This is a genomic window from Paenibacillus caui (assembly GCF_019904135.1).
Taxonomy (GTDB): Bacteria; Bacillota; Bacilli; order Paenibacillales; family Paenibacillaceae; genus Fontibacillus; species Fontibacillus caui.
This window is the reverse complement of the sequence record NZ_JAIOGQ010000007.1, coordinates 30,240-49,073: the sequence shown is the minus strand read 5'-3', so window position 1 is coordinate 49,073 and position 18,834 is coordinate 30,240. Positions and strand designations below refer to the sequence as shown.

Here is an 18,834-nt window from a genome sequence, read left to right as displayed (position 1 = left end):
GCGAAAAAGAGGTGATTCATGTGATACAGCAAGGTTCTCGGCCCAAAGAGCAGCAAACGGGCTGGGGGAGGCTGAAGGAAGAAATCAAGGAAGCAGCGGGCCGGCTGGGAATCGATTCAATCGGATTCGCCTCGGCGGATCCCTTTTTATCGCTGAAAGCGGTTCTTGAAAAAGCCAGAAGCAAAGGGTATGAGTCCGGCTTTGAAGAGCCGGATATCGATAAACGGGTCTATCCCGAATTAACCATGACGGATGCGGCTTCCATCATCGCCATTGCAGTGGCATACCCGTCCAAGATGGAAAACCCGCCGAAGTCTGAGCCGGGCAAAACGAGGGGAATCATGGCTCGTTCCGCCTGGGGGCGGGACTATCACGCCGTGCTGCGCGAAGCGATGGATAAGCTCTCGGCATTCATCAAGGAGCGGGTGCCGGAAGCCCGGATCGAAAGCATGGTGGACACCGGCGCGCTCAACGACCGGGCCGTTGCGAAAAGAGCGGGCATCGGTTTTGCCGGCAAAAACGGGTTCATTATTTCGCCGGAATGGGGTACGTGGATGTATCTTGGGGAGATGATTACGAATATTCCTTTTCCCCCCGATACGGCTGTAACCGAGGATTGCGGCGAGTGCACAAAGTGTATTGACGCGTGTCCCACCGGCGCGCTGGTCGGCGATGGCATGCTGAACGCCAAGCGCTGCGTTTCTTATCTGACCCAGACCAAGGGGCTGCTGGACGAAGAATTTATGCTGAAAATCGGCAACCGGCTGTACGGGTGCGATACTTGCCAGATCGTTTGTCCGAAAAACCGGGGCAAAAACTGGAACCACAGGCCCGAGCTGCTCCCGGATCCCGAAATTGCGAAGCCGCTTCTGCTGCCGCTGCTGGACATCAGCAATCGTGAATTCAAAGATCGCTTCGGCCAAACCGCGGCGGCCTGGCGCGGGAAGAAACCGATTCAGCGCAATGCGGTTATTGCGCTCGGCAACTTCAAAGATCGGTCCGCTGTGCCGAAATTGATAGAAGTGCTGTCTATGGATCCGCGGCCCGAGCTGCGGGGAACGGCAGCCTGGGCTTTAAGCCGGATCGGGGGAGATGAAACGATGGATGCTATTATGAAAGCCATGGTAAATGAGCGCGATGAAGCGGTTATACCGTATCTGGAGGAGGCGAAGCGCAAGCTACTCCAGGCAGAGACTGCGGAGGAAACGGAAGTTCCGGCCGTTTATGTTGCGGAAATGGAATCGCGAGTTGGAGCGTTGACGATTTTGGGGACACGAAATGGCATCTGCCTCATTCAATTCGGAACGTTTGAAAATGCCGAGCCTGCGATCCGCAAATGGATCGGGCGCTTTATGCCGAAAGCGGAGCTTCGGCGCTCACCGGAAGCGCTGGAGGATGCCGTCCTGCAGCTCAAAGCGTATTTTGACGGAAAGCTGAAAAGCTTTGATTTGAAGCTGGATCTGAAGGGGACGCCATTCCAGATGAAAGTATGGGAGGCGCTTTTGACGGTGCCGTACGGGGAAACCGTTTCCTATAAAATGATTGCCGAGCGAATCGGGCAGCCGTCTGCCGTTCGGGCCGTAGGGGGAGCGAATAACCGCAATCCGCTGCCGATTGTTGTTCCCTGCCATAGGGTCATTGGCACAAGCGGAGCCATGACCGGATATGCCGGAGGGTTATCGGTCAAGGAAAGCCTGCTGGCTCTTGAACAGCGGGGATATTCTTCATGAAACAGGTTCGGACTTAAGGGCCGGGAGAGCCTGCGGATTTCATTTGCTTCGATCGGACAAAGAATGCTATTATAATTTAGTGCTTCGCACATATGAATTTTCAACGATACAGGGGTGGCTGAACCAATGTGGAATTATATTATTCCGGTTATTACGCTGATCGTCGGTCTTATCGGCGGATTTGCCATTGGCGTATTTTATCTCCGGAGGCAGTTGACAAAGATGCAGGGCGATCCGAAGATGCTGCAGCAAATGGCGAAACAAATGGGCTATAACTTGAATCCGAAGCAGATGCAGAAAGCTCAGCAGATGATGAAGAACCAGCAGATGCCTAAGCCTGGTGCGGGCCGGAAGAAGAGATAAATGATCGAATCTGCTGCCTGAAAGGAGGAGGACAAATGGCGGGTGTTAAAGATTACGTAAACACACAGGTAGGCAAGAACCGGGAACAGATTGAGCATCACATCCGTGAAATTTTGAAGCTGATCGGGGAAGATGTCGAGCGTGAAGGTTTGCTGGAAACGCCGGCTCGCGTAACGAGAATGTATGAAGAGATTTTTGCGGGCTATAATGTCGACCCACGGGACGTGCTTGGCGTTACGTTTGAAGAGAACCATCAGGAACTCGTCATCGTCAAGGACATTGTGTACTACAGTCAATGCGAGCACCATATGGCTCCTTTCTTTGGCAAGGTGCACATCGGTTATATTCCGAGCGGGCATATTGCGGGTCTAAGCAAGCTGGCCCGTCTCGTCGAGGCGGTAACCCGGCGCCTTCAGGTACAGGAACGGATTACGTCGCAAATTGCCGACATTATGGATGAAGTGCTTAAGCCAGAAGGGGTCATGGTTGTTGTAGAAGGCGAACATTTGTGCATGTGCTCGCGGGGTGTGAAGAAGCCGGGCAGCAAAACAATGACGTCGGCTGTAAGAGGAAGATTCCGTACGGATGCGGCGTCCCGGTCGGAATTTCTTTCGCTGATCAAGGATTAGTCCCGGCTTGCCTGAAAAAGGATGCATGGGAACAAAAAAAGGTCCTGCCTTTGCTTAAGGCAGGGCCTTTTTGAAACAATTAAGAAAGCAGAAGCGGCAGCCTTCTCTTAAAGTTTTCCGCTTCTGCTTGAGACTTACAAGGGAGCGGATCGGAGAACATGGACCATTTATGGCCGGATCCCGGCATGATTCTATATGAGCAGCCAATGGAAAACGCGCTGTCCGCAGATATTCTGGATACCTTTGTATGGGAAGAGTGGTTCTGCAAAAAAACAGGCAAAGGCGGACCGCCTCTGCTGCATCTGTGGCGGCACCCTCGGGCAGTGGTGCTCGGTCTCAGGGACAGGCGGCTCCCGGGTGCGGCAAGAGCGATGGAGCGGCTGCGGAGTCAGGGCTGGTCCGTGTGCGTCCGCCCGTCAGGAGGCGCAGCGGTTGTGCTGCATCCCGGCGTGGTGAATGTATCGGTCATCCTGCCTCATTCACCGGGACGCCTGAATATACACGAGGATTTTCAGCGGATGGCGGCATTCATTCAGCGCGCCGTGGAGCCTTGGTCGGGCAGGGCCGTGGCAGGCGAGATTGAAGGGGCTTTTTGTCCGGGGGATTACGATATCAGCATAGGTGGCCGCAAATTTTGCGGAATTGCCCAGCGCCGGCAGCTAAAGGCTTACATCATTACCGCATTTATCATTGCTGAGGGAAGCGGGGGGCAGATGGCGGGACTGGTTCGCAGCTTCTATGAAGAGGCCTCCTATGGACAAGAGGAAGGATACCCTCTTGTCACAGACGGAACGATGGGCAGTCTGCAGGAGCTGGCCGGCGTGCCGTCTACGGATGATTTTATCGCTTCGCTCAAAAGGATTGCCGAGGAGGAGCTTGGCGCTAGAGCAGCCCGGACCCCGCTCCTCGTCCCGCCCGAGGCGAAAGTGGAATTGACGTCGAAAATGAGGAGCCGGTACGACAGCTGACAAACCTACCTAAGTACAACAATAAAGCCCTGGACGGGCATTCCGTCAGGGCTTTTGCTGCCGGAATCAGTATGGCACCCACTGAATTTGACGCGCTTGCATAAACCGGTCTGAGACCGCAGGCCAGTAAACGACATTCCACCAGTCTTCGATGTAAGCCTTCCGGTTGTTCTGGTGTTTCAAATAATAGGAATGCTCCCATACGTCCAGCGGCAGCAGCGGAATGACGTCCCACTGGGACAGGTTCTGATGCTTCTCGGCTTGCAAAATCTCAAGACGATGGGCCCGCGGACTCCATACGAGGATGGCCCATCCGCCGCCTTCCACCTTCTCTGCCGCCTGGGAGAAATGTTTCTTAAAGGCGTCAAAACTGCCAAAATCGTGCTTGATCTGCTGTGCTAGAGCGCCTTCGGGCATGCCTCCGCCCTTTGGATTCATGGTATCCCAGTAAATCGTATGCAAGTAGTGGCCCGCCCCGTTAAAAGCAAGCTCACGCTCCCAGTGTTTGACGAGATCGAAGTTGCCGGATTTGCGGGCCTCCTCCAGCTTCTTCTCGGCTTTGTTCAGATCCTCGACGTAAGAAAGGTGATGCTTGTCATGATGAATGCGGACCGTCTTCTCGTCAATGTAAGGCTCCAGTGCGTTATAAGCATACGGCAGCGGAGGAAGCTTGTGGCCGCCGATCGGAACGGCCTTCATCACGGGCCCGGGCGGGCGCTTCTGCGGAGCGGAGGCTCCCGCCGAAGCCAGGGTTTCTTCTGACTCCTTCGCCTGGGACTTACCGGCAGCGCTTTTCTCCTTGCGGCTGTCATCGTTCCCGCGGTATGGATCGGCCTGCGGCGGAACCTTCGAGGCGGCTTGCGAAATAAGCCCCGGCTTGTTTAACGTTTCAAGCACGCCAAGGAAGTACTCCGATTCCCGAATAATGTGGATCAGCACCGTTTTCGCAAGCGGAACGGACTTAACCGCCTGGGACTGCTCCAATATGGCGGCAAGCTGCCTGATCCATTCCTGCGACTGCCGAAACGATGCGGCAAGCAGCCGTTCCGTCTGTTTGATCAGTTCCGGATTTGGAGGAATGAACGGAGGGGCACTCAGGGCGTGCTGAAGCAGCGAATCGGCAGCAGCTTCGGTGTCGCCGAACACTTTTGCCCATTCATCCAGCAATTTGACATAGACGGGTTCCAAAGCAGGGACAATCGCTTTTATGACATCAACATGCTCCTTCTCCTGCAGCTTCCAGAACCGGATTTCTTCGAGGACCCGAAGAGGCAGATAAGGCCCGTATATATAGAGCATAAATAAAAAACCCCTTCCAGCATAAGTTCTTCTACAGAAAGAAATATGCGCGAAAGGGGTTGGTCTATTCCGTCAGGATGACGGGGAGGACGACTGAGCCAGGGAAGCGTTGACCTGTCCCAGAAATGTGGACACCCTGCGAAGATACTCCCGGGAATGCTCGCGGAAGATCAGCTCATGGTGCGAGCCCTGAACGATCCAGACGCCCGAAATCGGATTGGTTTGATTGGCCGCCAGCTTTTCCGCAATCGGATAGGGCGCCTTTTCATCCTCGGTCCCATGAATGAAATAGATCGGGAACGGATAATCCTCTTTCTTGACTTCAGGATAAGGGATTTGCCGCAGGCTCGTTCCATTCAGGACCGGCAGCAGCATCTCCAGAATTTCAAGTGAAGGATGCTCCGGCAAACGGAGATGCTGCTTCAGATTGTGGTAGAGGGTATCGGGTTCCAGCAGGAAGGTGCTGTCGAGAATCATCGCATTGATATCTTTGGTTACAAGGCCGGCCTGAAGCGCGGTTCCGGCTCCCATCGAGAAGCCCCAGACGACGATTTCTTTGGAGCCCTTCTGTTTCACGTATTGGATGGCACCCAGCAGCTGCTGGGCTTCCTTCTTGCCGCCGGTTGCAACCTCCTTGCTGTTCTGGGCCGCAAAACCGTAATCAAACATAAGCACGTTAAAATTAAGCCGGTGCGCGTAATGCGCCAGATCGTACATCGGAATCCAGGCTTCTTCCCGGTTGGCGCCATATCCATGGCTGAACACAATGGTTTTAGTGGAGCCTTCGGCCGGAATATACCAGCCATGCATCGTCCGGCTGTTGTCAAGAGCCTGGAAAGATACATCCTCATACGCCATCCCTTTGGCAAGTTTCGGGTTCGAATAAAGCGGGGCAACCGTCGGATTGGACAGCACCCACGCAATAAAGCCATGAAGCACAATGAAGCAAAATATAAAAAAGAACAGAACCGACATGCCCAGGGCGATCATAATATGTTTGAAGCGAATCATTTTGGTGGAAAGAACGGGCGCTGGCCGGGACTCGCTTCCGGGTCCGCCGCCGCTTACGGATGTAACGGGATCAGTTGCTCTATTCATGGAGTCCCTCCTTTGCTAAATTGTTAAATCATTAAAGGCGAGTTTGCCAAATGATTGTCGAAATAAGACGATATTTGCGCAGAGGATATAAATTTATCCTAAGCTTGGGCCTGCTTAAAGTCAATGGCAGTCCGGAACTTGGCGAGATCTAAACGTTCTGGACGGATTTGTCATGCATCGTTTATAATTTATGTAACCAGGTTTCATAGTATGAAACGGGAGGGATTCTGGTGGAAGATCGCAAATTAACGGTTCGCGCCGTGGAGCGCGCGCTTGATATATTAATGTGCTTTATCAAGACAGAGGAGCTGGGCCTCACGGAAATTGCAGGCCAAATCGGACTGCATAAGAGTACGGTACACCGGCTGCTGACGACCTTGGAGGAGAGAGGGTTCGTCATTCGCGACGGAGCAACCGACAAATACCGGCTTGGCATGAAAATTTGGGAGCTGTCGGCTCACCTGTCGCAAAGCGATGATCCGGCTGTGCTGCTCCTGCCGAGGATGGAGAAGCTGAGAGATTCGCTGGGTGAGACGGTCAGCTTGTATTTGCGTGACGGCAATGAACGTCTTCGGATTCAGGCGGTGCAGAGCAACCATGCCATTCGCCGCGTTGCGCCGGTGGGAGCCCGCCTTCCGCTCTATGTGGGCGCTTCCAGCAAGGTTCTGGTCGCCTTTGCCGATGAGGAATTCAGGGAGGCGCTGCTGAGCAGCCCCGACTGGCCGCCCGCTGTGGACAGGAAAGCCTACTCCAGGCAGCTTCAGGAGATCAGGGAGAAAGGCTATGCGACCAGCTACGAGGAAAGGGAGCCGGGGGCTTCGGCAGTCGCGGCACCGGTCATTGGCCGTTCAGGAAAAGCGAAGGCTGCGCTTTCGGTATCCGGCCCTGTCAGCCGGCTAACGTCCGAGAAGCTTGAGGAGCTCGGGCCGGTTCTAATCGAAGCTGCCCGTGAAATGGGGCTTATGCTGCCCTGACTATTTCCCTTACGATATTGTTATGAACGGCTTTGCTGGCAGGTGTTTTTTTCTTTATTCATACCGGAACCATGACTTTTGGATCGAAATAGACAAAGAGGCAGCACTGCCGGTGAAAGAACCCGGAGTGCTGCCTCTTGATTATTTTTCGTTATTTGGCTAATTGCTCTTCGTAATCCAATCTGCCATATCGTTAATAATGGCTTCAGATACATTCAACGGCTGTGCGTATTCTGCTCCGGTCGAAAGGACGTCGGTCTCTGCAAGCAGATGATTGACCTTTGGATAAGATTTGAATTCTACGTCCTTGCGGCCTGCAAGACTGCTTTTCCAGCCTGCAAATTCGGACAGAGTGACTTGCCAGTCGTTCTCGCCTTGCAGGATGAGCATCGGTCCGCTCTGCTTCTCGGCGAGCTGAGCCGGGACATAGTCTCTTAGCTCGTACCACCAGTAAGCAGGCGGAAACGGGAAGTTTGCCGGCAGATGGTCCTTGGAATATTCGGGATTATTCACAAGCTCGGCAATGCTTTTCCATAAAGTGATCCGCTGCTCGTAGGGGGCGGGGTCCTGTCCCAACTCCTTGATTCGCTTGATCAGCTCCTCCTGTTGAAGGACGGCGGCATCCAGGAATTTTGAGCTTGGCGCTTCTAAAAGGATGGTTCCCGCAATATCGTGATTCGTATCGGCGGCGGTGATAAGCGGCATGGCAAATCCACCCTGGCTGTGGCCGGCCACGAAAACCCGGGTTCCGTCAATATCCGGCATCGATTTGAGCTGCTTCACGGCCCGTATGGCGTCATCGACCGTTTCGTTCTTCAGTGTAAACTCGGGAAGAGCGGCGACTTTAAAGGTATGCTCATACGTTACTTTATCATAGCGAAGGGTTGCGATGCCACGGGCGGCAAGGCCGACTGCGATGTCGCGGATAGGCTTGGCGTTGTAAATGCTGGCGTCCCGGTCCGAAGGACCCGAACCTTGAACGAGCACTACTACGGGGTAAGGGCCTTTCACGCCAGCGCCAGCGGGTTTCGTTAATGTGCCCGGCAGCGCAAAGGCTCCTTCACCGATTGTGATCTCCTGCTCTATGTACTGTCCGGGCTGATCATAGGAAGGCTTACGGTACAGGTCCGGAGCTAAATCCGCCAAGAACAGGTCATCAATTCGCCCGTCGGCATCAAGGCGGAGCGTAATGTCAAAGGGGGCCTTGTCAGCCTTCACGCTGTAGGTCACATTGCGGTGAACAGCGTTGTTCTTATCGTCTTTCAGCGAGACTGCGCCTGTCTTACCGTAAATTTTCTCATAATTGCCCCACAGAACGTCAAGCTGGGAGGAAGGGAGAGCCGTCTGGAGGGCGGGACTCATCAGCTTGAAAGCTTCGTCTCCCGATCCGGAAGATAGCAGGCCAAGAAACTTGGCAGCCGGATCGTTAGCATTGGCGTCAGCGGCATCATGGCTGCCAAAAGTCTGCAGTATCCAGGCCTCCGAGGCGAGTGTTCGGTTGTTTTTGACAGCCGCTGGGCCAGTCAGCTTGAAATCGACGGCCTTGCCGCCCAGGAAGGCCTCCGAAGCTGCCGGCCGAAGGACAAGCACGGTAGCTCCCTTGGTTAGGGTTATAGTCCCGCTGGAACGGTCCCACTCAACCGTGGCTCCAAGCGCCTTGGCAATATCGCGGATCGGCTTTAGTCCGCTGTCCAGCGAAATGCTGTTCGCCGAAACGCTGCTTGCCGATGCCGAAGCCAGGGGCAGCGCAAGGCTCAATGCTGCGGCGGCAAGGGCTGTTTTTTTCAGGGTAAACTTCCGTTTTTTCATAAGAATTCATCCTCCTAAATATATTTGATAAGCTCCCGGGAACAGGTACAAGCAACCTGTGAAATCCTCAGGTAGCAAATATCAGCAGCAGAATAATGACGAGAATCGGAGCAAACACAAATACCCAGGCCATCGGACGCGCAAAATTAGCGGTCCAACCGATGCCGATTCTTTTTTCGATAAAAATGGATGGGTCCTCAGGGTTATAGTACGTGGAGCCCCCAAGCTTCCAGAATCGATCATCGTCAACCGGAACGGCCCCGGTTTGCTTGCCGATGACCGCGTCCCGTTTAATCCGGCTTCCGCCTTGTCCTGTCGTAAACGAGACAACAACAGCTCCAGCCACAATCAATATCGGGATGATCAGGCTGATGATCGGGATGACTTCCGGATTGACCTGATAGATGATGGTTATCTGCATAAACAAGAACAGAAACACAAGGGCCAGACTGGACAACCAATTAAAGAACGACCAGCGCTGCCGGAAGATCGCGTTTTTGCTTGAAGAGGCTTCCGGACTTGCGGGATTGAGCTGCTGTTTCGATCTTGAAATGCTCCAGTTGATGAACATCATCAGCAAGGTCATAAAGACCTGCAGAATGTTGGGAAGCAGCAGGATGCCGTAGGATTTGGGGCTGTAAGACGTGATGTTCCCCTGAAGGTCATAATGCATCGGAAACTGATCTGGCATTTGCCCGTAATTCGCCAGACCGAAAAGGACACAGGCGATGATGATGCCAAAGTGAAAAGATACCATTTGTTTGACAAGACCAGCCGCTGCTTGCGAAATGAAGTGTCAATGGCCAAAGTTCCCTTGTTGGCTGCAGTGGCATGGGGGTGAGACGCTTTGAAGGTTTTCATTTTCCGGTGAAAATAAAGGTGCAGAATCGATGAGCCAACTAGAGTGACTCCAATATACGCCGGTACGGCGATACTAAGCACGGGTTCGCTATCCGAGAAGCTGACCAGAATGAAGAGCACGATCAGGACGCCAAAAAGAACGGCGCTGGTCAATGCGTAACGCTTCCGCATATCGGCCACAGGCTTGCTGTAATAAGTGTCCTCGCTGATTGTAACGCCGAAGCTGATGGTTTCCCGGGACAAATAGGGTAGAAATATGTGCAAAATCATAACCGGTACAAGCAGCAGCAGAAAGATTAGGGCGCTTGCGATTGTCATGTTATAACCCCCTTTCCGGAGAAGAAATATCGGTATAAATGTGTTCCACGGTTTGCAGGAAATCTTCGAGGCTGATTCCCCTCAGAATGGATTCGGCAATGACCGGACGAAGCTGGCTCTGCTGTTTGATCGAATACTCCGGAGTCAAGCCGGGCATCCCGTCCGGATGCACCACCACGCCCTTCTGCCGGTGGACCTGGATGTATTCCTCCTGCTTAAGCAGCGTATAGGCTTTATTGACAGTGTGCAGATTGACGCCGATATCCGAGGCGAGGCTGCGAACGGACGGCAGGGATTCACCGCGCTTTAGCTTTCCGCTTGCGATGCCCTCGATGATTTGATTCATGAGCTGTGTATATATGGGGGTGTCGGATTGCATGTCAAGCTGAATGATCACGGCAGATCACTATCCTTTTGTTTTTGTGTTATACTACAAATATAACAGATATAAAATGAGAAGTAAAGTATTCTTCCCAGTTTGAACGAAAACTCCGTGATTATGGAAAAAAAGGACCATCTTCCAAAGCCGTAGCGGCTTAAAGATGGTCCTTTTGCAATAAAGTAAAGTTTGCGATTAGTCGGCGCGAGCTTGAATCATTTGGCGAAGCACGGTCTGGAGAATGCCTCCATTGTGGTAATAGTCTACATCGACCATGCTGTCGAGGCGGGCAACGACCGGAAATTCGAAACGGGTTCCGTCTTCGCGGGCAGCGACAACGGTCAATACTTGACCCGGCTTCACATCGCTATTCAGTCCCACAATATCGAACGTTTCGGTTCCGTCGATGCCGAGGCTCTTCCAGCTTTGTCCTTCCTGGAACTGAAGCGGCAGCACGCCCATGCCGACGAGGTTGCTCCGGTGAATCCGTTCAAAGCTTTCGGCAATAACCGCTTGGACGCCAAGCAGGTAGGTGCCTTTGGCGGCCCAGTCGCGAGAGCTGCCTGTACCGTATTCCTTGCCGGCAATGACAATCAGATTGCCGCCTTGGTCCTGATATTTCATGGACGCGTCGTAGATGGACATGACTTCGCCGGTTGGCAGGTATTTCGTTACGCCGCCTTCCGTTCCCGGAGCAACCTGGTTGCGGATCCGGATGTTGGCGAAGGTGCCGCGCATCATCACTTCATGGTTGCCCCGACGGGAACCGTAGGAGTTGAAATCCTTGCGGGCGACGCCATGGTCATTCAAGTAGGCGCCGGCCGGGCTGGATGGTGAAATATTGCCCGCAGGCGAAATGTGGTCCGTCGTTACCGAATCTCCAAGCAGTGCGAGTACACGCGCCTTGCGGATATCTTCGATATCCTGAAGTCCGCCCGCGATATGCTCAAAGAACGGCGGATTCTGGATGTAGGTCGATTTCTCATCCCACTCGTACAGTTCGCCTTCCGGCACCGGAATGGAGTTCCAGCGTTCGTTCTGGGTAAAGATATGCTCGTATTTGCTGCGGAACATGTCCGGGCTGACCGACAGGCTGATCGCATCCTTGATCTCCTGCGAGGTCGGCCAGATGTCTTTCAGGTAGACCGGTTCACCGGCAGGGTCGTAGCCGAGCGGATCGTTCTGCAGATCGATGTTGACGGTTCCCGCCAGGGCGTAAGCGACAACCAGCGGCGGCGATGCGAGATAATTCGCTTTGACCTGCGCATGTACGCGGCCTTCAAAGTTCCGGTTACCGGACAGGACGGCGGCTACCGTCAGATCGTTGTCGGCAATGGCGGCGCTGACTTCGTCAGGCAGCGGACCGGAGTTGCCGATACAGGTTGCGCAGCCGTAACCGGCCACATAAAAGCCAAGCTTCTCCAGCGGCTCGATCAGACCCGCTTTCTTCAGGTACTCGGTGACGACAAGGGAGCCCGGCGTCAGGCTGCTCTTGACGTACGCAGGTTTGGTGAGGCCGCGCTCAGCGGCTTTCTTCGCGAGCAATCCTGCGCCAATCATAACGCTCGGGTTGGAAGTGTTCGTACAGCTCGTAATGGCCGCGATCACGACCGCGCCTGTACCGAGCTGGCTTTCGCGGCCGTCCGGATGCTTGACCGGCACCTTCTGGGCGATTTTTTCATCGCTCAGGCCGTAGCCGCCTTTGTCAACAGGGGTGCGGATAATCGAGTTAAATTTCTCCTTCATCTCGGTCAGCTCAATGCGGTCTTGCGGACGTTTCGGTCCGGCGAGGCTCGGCACGACGGAAGCGAGATCAAGCTCGATCAGATCGGTGAACTCCGGATCTTCAGTTTCGCTTGTCCGGAACATGCCTTGGGCCTTGTAATATGCTTCGACGAGAGCGACCTGCTCATCGGAGCGGCCTGTGCTGCGCAGATAGTTCAGCGTTTCGCTGTCTACCGGGAAGTAGCCGATGGTTGCGCCGTATTCAGGCGCCATATTGGCTACGGTTGCGCGGTCGGCAAGGCTGATGTTGGCAAGGCCTGGTCCGTAGAACTCGACAAATTTGCCGACAACGCCTTTCTTCCGCAGCATTTGCGTTACCGTCAGCGCAAGGTCGGTGGCCGTCGCGCCTTCAGCCAGGCTGCCGGTCAGCTTGAAGCCGATAACTTCAGGCGTTACGAAATAGAGCGGCTGGCCGAGCATGCCTGCTTCCGCCTCGATGCCGCCAACCCCCCAGCCGACAACGCCAAGTCCGTTGATCATCGTCGTATGGGAATCCGTGCCGACAAGCGAATCCGGGAAAACGACCGTTTCGCCATCCACGGTCTTCGTAGCGGCCACGGACGCCAGATACTCAAGATTGACCTGGTGAACGATCCCGGTTGACGGAGGAACGGCGCGGAAGTTATCGAATGCCGTCTGTGCCCAGCGCAGGAAGCGGTAGCGTTCCTCGTTGCGCCCAAATTCAACGTTCATATTATATTCAAGGGCTTCAGGAGTGCCGAAAGCGTCTACCATAACGGAATGGTCGATAACGAGGTCTACAGGGACGAGCGGGTTGATTTGTTTCGGGTCTCCGCCGGCTTTCTTGACCGTATCGCGCATGGCTGCCAGGTCAACGACAACAGGAACCCCGGTAAAGTCCTGCAGGACGATCCGCGCCGGGATAAAAGGAACCTCCTTGTTATCGTCGCGTCCTTTGGACCAGCTTGCGATCTGCTTGACGTGCTCATCCGTAATCGCGCGCCCGTCAAATTGGCGGACCGCAGCTTCAAGCAGCACTTTAATGGAAAATGGAAGTTTGGAAACGCTACCCAAACCTTGCGCTTCCAGTGCCTTCAAATCGTAATAACGGTAGGTTTTGCCCCCGACTTCAAGACTGCTGAGGGCTGAGAATTGATCTTTCAAGGTCATTTGCCTTCCCCCTAAGTTTCATTCTGTGAAACACCATTTCAAAATAAATCTGATATTTTAAGTATACCGTCTGATACGAGTACAGTAAAGCACTTTTTAGGTTCATAATGCCTGTTTTTTGAGCATATTTATTGGAATGATGCATGAGGTTTCATAGCAAGTTTGGGCTAGCATGCGACGGGGAAGAAGCGATGTTGTCTGCTCCCCGGCAGCTTTGCCGCCTTACAAGGCGTTAATGGTTAAACGGGAGGGGAATCTGCATGGCGGAAGAATGGAAAAATGTGTTGTCTACCTATATTTTGCAGCAGAATCAGGATGAAGTGGATTACCGGCCCCGGGGCGGACCAACCGTGGTCACCGACCTTGACTATTTGATGCGCCGGGGTGAGCGCAAAGCGCGCATGGCACGCTGGTATGAGGAGCGGGGAGCTTCTCCGCTCCGCAGCGAGACGAAGGCCAAGCTCATGAGCGAACCGGTGGAATCGCGGGATGAAGTTGAAGTTGAGCTGCAGCTGCGGCGAAAAATTTTTTACGATAAGGCAGGCATCAAGCATCGCGAGGACCGGATTGACCGGCAGCATCTCATCATGGTCAAAAACGGCGGCGATTGGCTGATTGAATCGGTCAGGCAGATCGTTCCGGAACGAAATCCGGTGCTGGCTCAGGCTTACCCGGATATGGGCCGGGTGGAAGACGCGGGCCGGAAGGCGGGGCACGGACCCTATTTGAACAGAGATGTGCTGGGCGGAGGGGGCGTGCCCAGAGGACCGCTGTACCGGCGTGAGGACGCGGCCGCCTATGCCGATGAGTGGTGGGACGGATTTAACCCTGAATTTGAAGCGTTCGAGGTAGACTGCACGAATTACATTTCCCAATGTCTCTTTGCAGGCGGCGCTCCAATAAACTATACTGGGAAAAGAGAATCGGGCTGGTGGTACAAAGGCTATGTGGGCTCTCGGGAAGCCTGGAGCTACAGCTGGGCCGTAGCAAACAGCCTGGAACGTTACTTGAGCAGGGGCGGCTCCGGGCTGCGGGCGGTTTCCGTGGAACGTGCGGAGCAGCTTGAGCTTGGCGATGTCATTATCTATGACTGGGATGGGAACGGCGCTTACCAGCACAGTACAATCGTGACCGCGTTTGACGCCGGCGGGATGCCTCTCGTCAATGCGCATACCACAAGCAGCCGCCATCGGTACTGGGATTATAAGGATTCTTACGCCTGGACAGAGAATACGGTGTACCGTTTTTTTCATATTGCGGACCGGTTCTGACAACTGATGAAGAGGGGTTAGGCATGGGACAGGACAAATTGACCGTCGGACTCGTGTACGGCGGCAAATCTGGAGAGCATGAGGTGTCGCTGCAGACAGCTCATGCGGTGATGAAAGCTTTTGATTATGACAAATACGAGTTAATCCCTTTCTTTATAACCAAAAAAGGGGAATGGAGAGTGGGGGAACGTCTTGATGCGCCGTTTGCTTCGCTTGAAGAACTGAAGCTGGAGCAAGGAGCCGGAGATACGTCGGCGGCGGTAGAGCAGCTGTTCAGCGGACTTGCGACCGGCCAGAAAGCCATCAATGTGGCGTTTCCGCTGCTGCACGGCACTAACGGGGAAGACGGAACCGTCCAGGGACTGTTTGAAATGGCCGGGCTTCCCTATGTAGGAGCGGGCGTTCTGGCTTCCGCTGTAGGGATGGATAAGGTCGTGATGAAAAAGCTGTTTGCGGATGCCGGGCTACAGCAGTGCGGTTATTGCCATTTTACGGCTTCCGCCTGGGAGCACAGCAGCCATGAGGTGATTCTGGATATTGAGGAGAAGATCGGATATCCCTGTTTTGTAAAGCCGGCCAATCTGGGCTCCAGCGTAGGGATTTCCAAGGCCGGGAGCCGTGAAGAGCTGAATCTTGCGATCAAGCAGGCTCTCCGTTATGATCTGAAGGTCATTGTCGAGGAATTTATCGACGCGCGCGAAATTGAAGTCGGTGTGCTGGGCAATGAAGAGCCGCTGGCTTCCGTACCCGGCGAAATCGTAACGTCCAGTGAATACTACGACTACCAGGCCAAATATTTGGACGGGAAATCGCAGATGCTCATCCCGGCTTCCCTGGATACGGAGCTTGCCGAACGGGTGCGTGAACTCGCCATCAAAGCGTTTAAGTCTATAGAAGGAAGCGGGCTTTGCCGCGCGGATTTCTTCGTTCGCAAAAGCGATGGAGCCGTTTTGATCAACGAAGTGAATACCATGCCCGGATTTACGCCGTTCAGCATGTATCCTCTTCTGTGGCGTGAAACCGGAGTTAGTTATGCGGCTCTTCTCGACCGTCTGATCGAGCTGGCGCTCGAACGTTATGCCGCGCGTCAGAATCTGGAATTCGAAAATGGTGTCAACTAGAATCAAAAAACCTGCCCGCGTTTGGCGCTATAGAGAGGAAGAAACGGTATGGGTTTTCAAACCGAATTTAATTCTGTATGCAAATTCAAGAATGAACAGGAATATTATGATCTTCTGGAATACGGCCGCTGCAAAATGACCAAGTCGGGACTCCGTGTCTTCCCTACAGGCCAGAAGGTCATCGCCTATACAACGGACAACCGTGCGGCAGCGATTGTCAAAATCACCGGCTGCATCGCGGAAATTAATTTTCAAGGCCAGGAAGTGACGGAAGTGGAGCTCGAGCTGATCCGTGAACTGAGCGAAGAGGAATCGCGGATTCAAACGGCGCTGGCCTTTGAAATGTTCTTCGGCGACAAGCATGCCTGATGCTTCGCCGTTTCGGTAATTATGTTCCTTAAATAAGAGTTGGAGAGAGCTGGACGCTTCTCCAGCTCTTTTTGTTTTGGTTCTAAATACCTATCTTTCCCCTACTATTCTCTTAAAAACCAATATTAAAAGCGATATATGTCACATATTATGACATAAATCTGGATAAACAATAGATAAACATCAAACCAAAGCGTGAGGGAATATAACATATAGAATATATCAATCTATTCAAAACAAGCATGAAATTGCTTTAAAATTGGAGAATATATTATTTATACCCATAAATTATGAATTTTTTATGGATTATTTTACGAATTTATTGATTTCTTCAAAAAAATTCAATTGCCGAAATAATTAACCGGTTGTATACTATTAATAGGTATTTTATCATAATATGTTATATAATATAACATTAACGAATGGGGGATTTATGTGAAGGGAAAAGGTTTGGCTGCATTAGTTTTGGTTTTAGGGTTAGTCGCAGGCTGCGGTAACAACGGAGGCTCCAGTTCCGGTCCCAGTTCCAGTTCCAGTTCAGGAGGGGCGTCCGATTCAGCCAGCAGTAGCGGCAAGGTCATTAAAATCGCAACCCAGTCGCCTTTATCAGGCGGAAGCTCCATTCAGGGCGAGGCCATCAAACTGGGCGCGCAATTGTCCATGGAAGATCACAGAGAAGAATTTTCCAAACTGGGCTATTCGCTCGAACTTGTACCCTACGACGATCAGGGTGATCCGAAAAAAGGGGTAGCTAACGCAGAACAAATCGGCGCCGATCAAGCGATTGCAGGCGTTATCGGTCACCTGAACTCAGGTGTATCAATTCCTTCCTCCGTGGTTTACGAGAAATACAACATTCCGATGATTTCACCGGCAAGTACGGCGACCGAGTTTACGGACCGTAAATTGAAAGTGGCTAACCGCGTGGTAGCCCGCGACGATTTTCAGGGGCCGGCTGGCGCGGAATATGCCGTTAAAACATTGGGTGCCAAAAATATTTTTGTTATTCAGGATAAAACGGCCTATGGGCAAGGGCTGGCGGAAGCGTTCAGGGATGCCGCGCAGAAGGCCGGGGCGACCATCGCCGGCTATGAAGGCATCACCGTCGGTGAGAAAGATTTCAACGGTGTCCTGAATATCGTCCAAAGCAAAAAGCCGGACTTTATTTTCTTCGGCGGAATGTATGCGGAAGCCGGACTGATTGTCAAACAGGCTCGGGATAAAGGGATTACGGCTCCGTTTATGGGCGGCGATGCCCTGGATTCCTCCGGCATGGTGGAAATTGCCGCGGACGACGTAGTAGGAACCTTGTACAGCTCCGTGGCCGTTGATATTACGAAATCCGACAGCGGCAAAGCGTGGGCGGACAAATATAATCAAAAGTACGGCAAGAATCCGGAAGGCTATTCGGGTTATGCCTATGACTCTATGTCCGTTATGCTCGCAGCCATCAAGAAGAGTATTGAGGACAACGGCGGCAAGCTGCCTGCCCGCGACAAAATCCGCGACGCAGTGCGCGCAACCAAAGATTTTGAAGGGGTAGCGACAAAAGTAACCTTTGATGAGATCGGCGACAACTCATACGCCAAGGTATTCATATATAAATTCGAAAGCGCAAGTTATCCGGGGAACATGATTTCAGAAGTAAGTCAATAACCAGTTTGCCAAAGCTGCAGCTAAGAGGGATGCTTCGGAGCGGAGCGCCTCTTGGCTGCCGTTTATTCACTTGAAAGGAGCACCCTATGATTTCAAGTATTTTGCAAACTTTACCTCAAGTTCTGATCGACGGTCTTGCGCTCGGAGCAATCTACGCTGTCGTGGCGCTCGGTTATACGATGGTATATGGAATCCTTGAGCTGATTAACTTTGCTCACGGCGAGATTTTCATGACTGGCGCTTTTGTCGGTACTTCCGTGTTGCTTCTGTTTCAATCCTTCGGGTGGCTTGGCGGAATGCCTGCCTGGATCTCTTACTTGCTCATTATTCTGATTGCGATGATGTTTACGGGGGCGCTTGGAGTAGGGATTGAACGTGTCGCTTATAGGCCGCTCCGAAAAGCGCCAAAACTGATCTCGCTTATTTCGGCTTTCGGCGTTTCCTTCGTCCTGCAGGATGTAGTCCGCTTCATTGCGGAGTTGAAGACGGGCAACTACATTGTGAGCAGCCATTCATTGTTCAATCAGCGGATAACGCTCGGCACCTCCTCCCTTGGCAGCATATTTGGCGACGCCACCATTAAATCCAATACCATTATCATTCTGATTGTAGCTCTGCTGCTGATGGTCGGTCTGGATCTGTTCGTAAACCGTACGAGATGGGGAGTGGCGATGCGCGCCGTTGCCCAGGACAGGGAGACAGCTTCGCTTATGTCCATTAATGTCAACAAAGTGATCGTACTGACCTTCTTTATCGGATCGGCGCTCGGGGGAGCGACCGGAGTGCTGTTTGCGCAGCAGTACGGAACCATCGATCCTTACATCGGTTTCATCCTGGGGATGAAGGCTTTTACAGCGGCTGTGCTCGGGGGAATCGGCAATATTCGCGGGGCCATATTCGGCGGATTCGTCATCGGCATTCTGGAAATGTTCGCCTCGTCTAATCTGGGCATCTTAACGTCCGGCAATTTTGGCGCCGAGTATAAGGATGTGTTTGCGTTCATGATTCTGATAATCGTGTTGATATTCAAACCAGAGGGCTTGTTCGGCAAAGCCGTCAAAGAGAAAGTGTAG

General features: G+C 53.0%; 17 protein-coding genes. 10 read left to right on the top strand and 7 right to left on the bottom strand.

Annotated features, from left to right (window positions below):
* The first annotated feature begins 23 nt into the window (after positions 1-23).
* The 4 genes from queG to K7397_RS05890 all read left to right on the top strand — a co-directional run bounded on the left by queG (position 24) and on the right by K7397_RS05890 (position 3,690).
* Complete coding sequence (gene queG / locus K7397_RS05905; RefSeq protein ID WP_420488756.1) at positions 24-1,730, top strand: tRNA epoxyqueuosine(34) reductase QueG; 1,707 nt, start codon at positions 24-26, stop codon at positions 1,728-1,730.
* Between the two features lie 126 nt (positions 1,731-1,856).
* Complete coding sequence (locus tag K7397_RS05900) at positions 1,857-2,093, top strand: YneF family protein (RefSeq protein WP_223067025.1); 237 nt, start codon at positions 1,857-1,859, stop codon at positions 2,091-2,093.
* A gap of 35 nt (positions 2,094-2,128) precedes the next feature.
* Positions 2,129-2,722 (top strand): GTP cyclohydrolase I FolE, encoded by a 594-nt coding sequence (gene folE / locus K7397_RS05895; RefSeq protein ID WP_223067024.1) that lies wholly within the window; start codon positions 2,129-2,131, stop codon positions 2,720-2,722.
* A 158-nt stretch (positions 2,723-2,880) separates the two neighbouring features.
* Positions 2,881-3,690 carry a lipoate--protein ligase family protein gene (locus tag K7397_RS05890; RefSeq protein WP_223067023.1) on the top strand — a complete coding sequence of 270 codons (810 nt, stop codon included), beginning with the start codon at positions 2,881-2,883 and terminating at the stop codon, positions 3,688-3,690.
* Positions 3,691-3,756: 66 nt separating this feature from the next.
* On the opposite strand, the gene K7397_RS05885 is transcribed toward K7397_RS05890, so the two are convergent.
* Together K7397_RS05885 and K7397_RS05880 are read right to left on the bottom strand one after the other, a co-directional pair.
* On the bottom strand, positions 3,757-4,989 hold the full coding sequence (locus K7397_RS05885; protein WP_223067022.1) for a Fe-Mn family superoxide dismutase: 1,233 nt from the start codon (positions 4,987-4,989) through the stop codon (positions 3,757-3,759).
* A gap of 72 nt (positions 4,990-5,061) precedes the next feature.
* Entirely contained in the window at positions 5,062-6,087 is a 1,026-nt protein-coding gene (locus K7397_RS05880) for an alpha/beta hydrolase (RefSeq protein ID WP_223067021.1), read from the bottom strand.
* A gap of 230 nt (positions 6,088-6,317) precedes the next feature.
* Here K7397_RS05880 and K7397_RS05875 point away from each other — a divergent pair, with 230 nt between their 5' ends.
* A complete protein-coding gene (locus tag K7397_RS05875; RefSeq protein WP_223067020.1) occupies positions 6,318-7,061 on the top strand; it encodes an IclR family transcriptional regulator in 744 nt (247 codons plus the stop codon).
* Positions 7,062-7,220: 159 nt separating this feature from the next.
* On the opposite strand, the gene K7397_RS05870 is transcribed toward K7397_RS05875, so the two are convergent.
* From K7397_RS05870 to acnA, 5 genes are all read right to left on the bottom strand, one after another.
* The gene (locus tag K7397_RS05870; RefSeq protein ID WP_223067019.1) at positions 7,221-8,870 is read right to left on the bottom strand and encodes an alpha/beta fold hydrolase; all 1,650 of its coding nucleotides are present in this window, start codon (positions 8,868-8,870) and stop codon (positions 7,221-7,223) included.
* A gap of 67 nt (positions 8,871-8,937) precedes the next feature.
* On the bottom strand, positions 8,938-9,561 hold the full coding sequence (locus K7397_RS05865; RefSeq protein WP_237690710.1) for a DUF1648 domain-containing protein: 624 nt from the start codon (positions 9,559-9,561) through the stop codon (positions 8,938-8,940).
* On the bottom strand, positions 9,453-10,049 hold the full coding sequence (locus K7397_RS21325; RefSeq protein ID WP_237690709.1) for a hypothetical protein: 597 nt from the start codon (positions 10,047-10,049) through the stop codon (positions 9,453-9,455). The genes K7397_RS05865 and K7397_RS21325 overlap by 109 nt, the downstream gene beginning before the upstream one ends.
* A 1-nt stretch (position 10,050) precedes the next feature.
* Positions 10,051-10,446 (bottom strand): GntR family transcriptional regulator, encoded by a 396-nt coding sequence (locus K7397_RS05860; RefSeq protein WP_223067017.1) that lies wholly within the window; start codon positions 10,444-10,446, stop codon positions 10,051-10,053.
* 177 nt (positions 10,447-10,623) lie between these two features.
* Positions 10,624-13,344, bottom strand: a complete 2,721-nt coding sequence (gene acnA / locus K7397_RS05855; RefSeq protein WP_223067016.1) for an aconitate hydratase AcnA — start codon at positions 13,342-13,344, stop codon at positions 10,624-10,626.
* A 260-nt stretch (positions 13,345-13,604) separates the two neighbouring features.
* On the opposite strand from acnA, the gene K7397_RS05850 reads away from it, so the two are divergent.
* The 5 genes from K7397_RS05850 (at position 13,605) to K7397_RS05830 (ending at position 18,834) form a co-directional block, all read left to right on the top strand.
* Positions 13,605-14,615: an amidase domain-containing protein gene (locus K7397_RS05850; RefSeq protein WP_223067015.1), complete on the top strand. Its 1,011-nt coding sequence runs from the start codon at positions 13,605-13,607 to the stop codon at positions 14,613-14,615.
* Positions 14,616-14,638: 23 nt separating this feature from the next.
* Entirely contained in the window at positions 14,639-15,736 is a 1,098-nt protein-coding gene (locus tag K7397_RS05845) for a D-alanine--D-alanine ligase (protein WP_223067014.1), read from the top strand.
* A gap of 48 nt (positions 15,737-15,784) precedes the next feature.
* Positions 15,785-16,105, top strand: a complete 321-nt coding sequence (locus K7397_RS05840; RefSeq protein WP_223067013.1) for a hypothetical protein — start codon at positions 15,785-15,787, stop codon at positions 16,103-16,105.
* Positions 16,106-16,555: 450 nt separating this feature from the next.
* Positions 16,556-17,761: a branched-chain amino acid ABC transporter substrate-binding protein gene (locus K7397_RS05835; RefSeq protein ID WP_237690708.1), complete on the top strand. Its 1,206-nt coding sequence runs from the start codon at positions 16,556-16,558 to the stop codon at positions 17,759-17,761.
* Positions 17,762-17,847: 86 nt separating this feature from the next.
* Positions 17,848-18,834, top strand: a complete 987-nt coding sequence (locus K7397_RS05830) for a branched-chain amino acid ABC transporter permease (protein ID WP_223067011.1) — start codon at positions 17,848-17,850, stop codon at positions 18,832-18,834.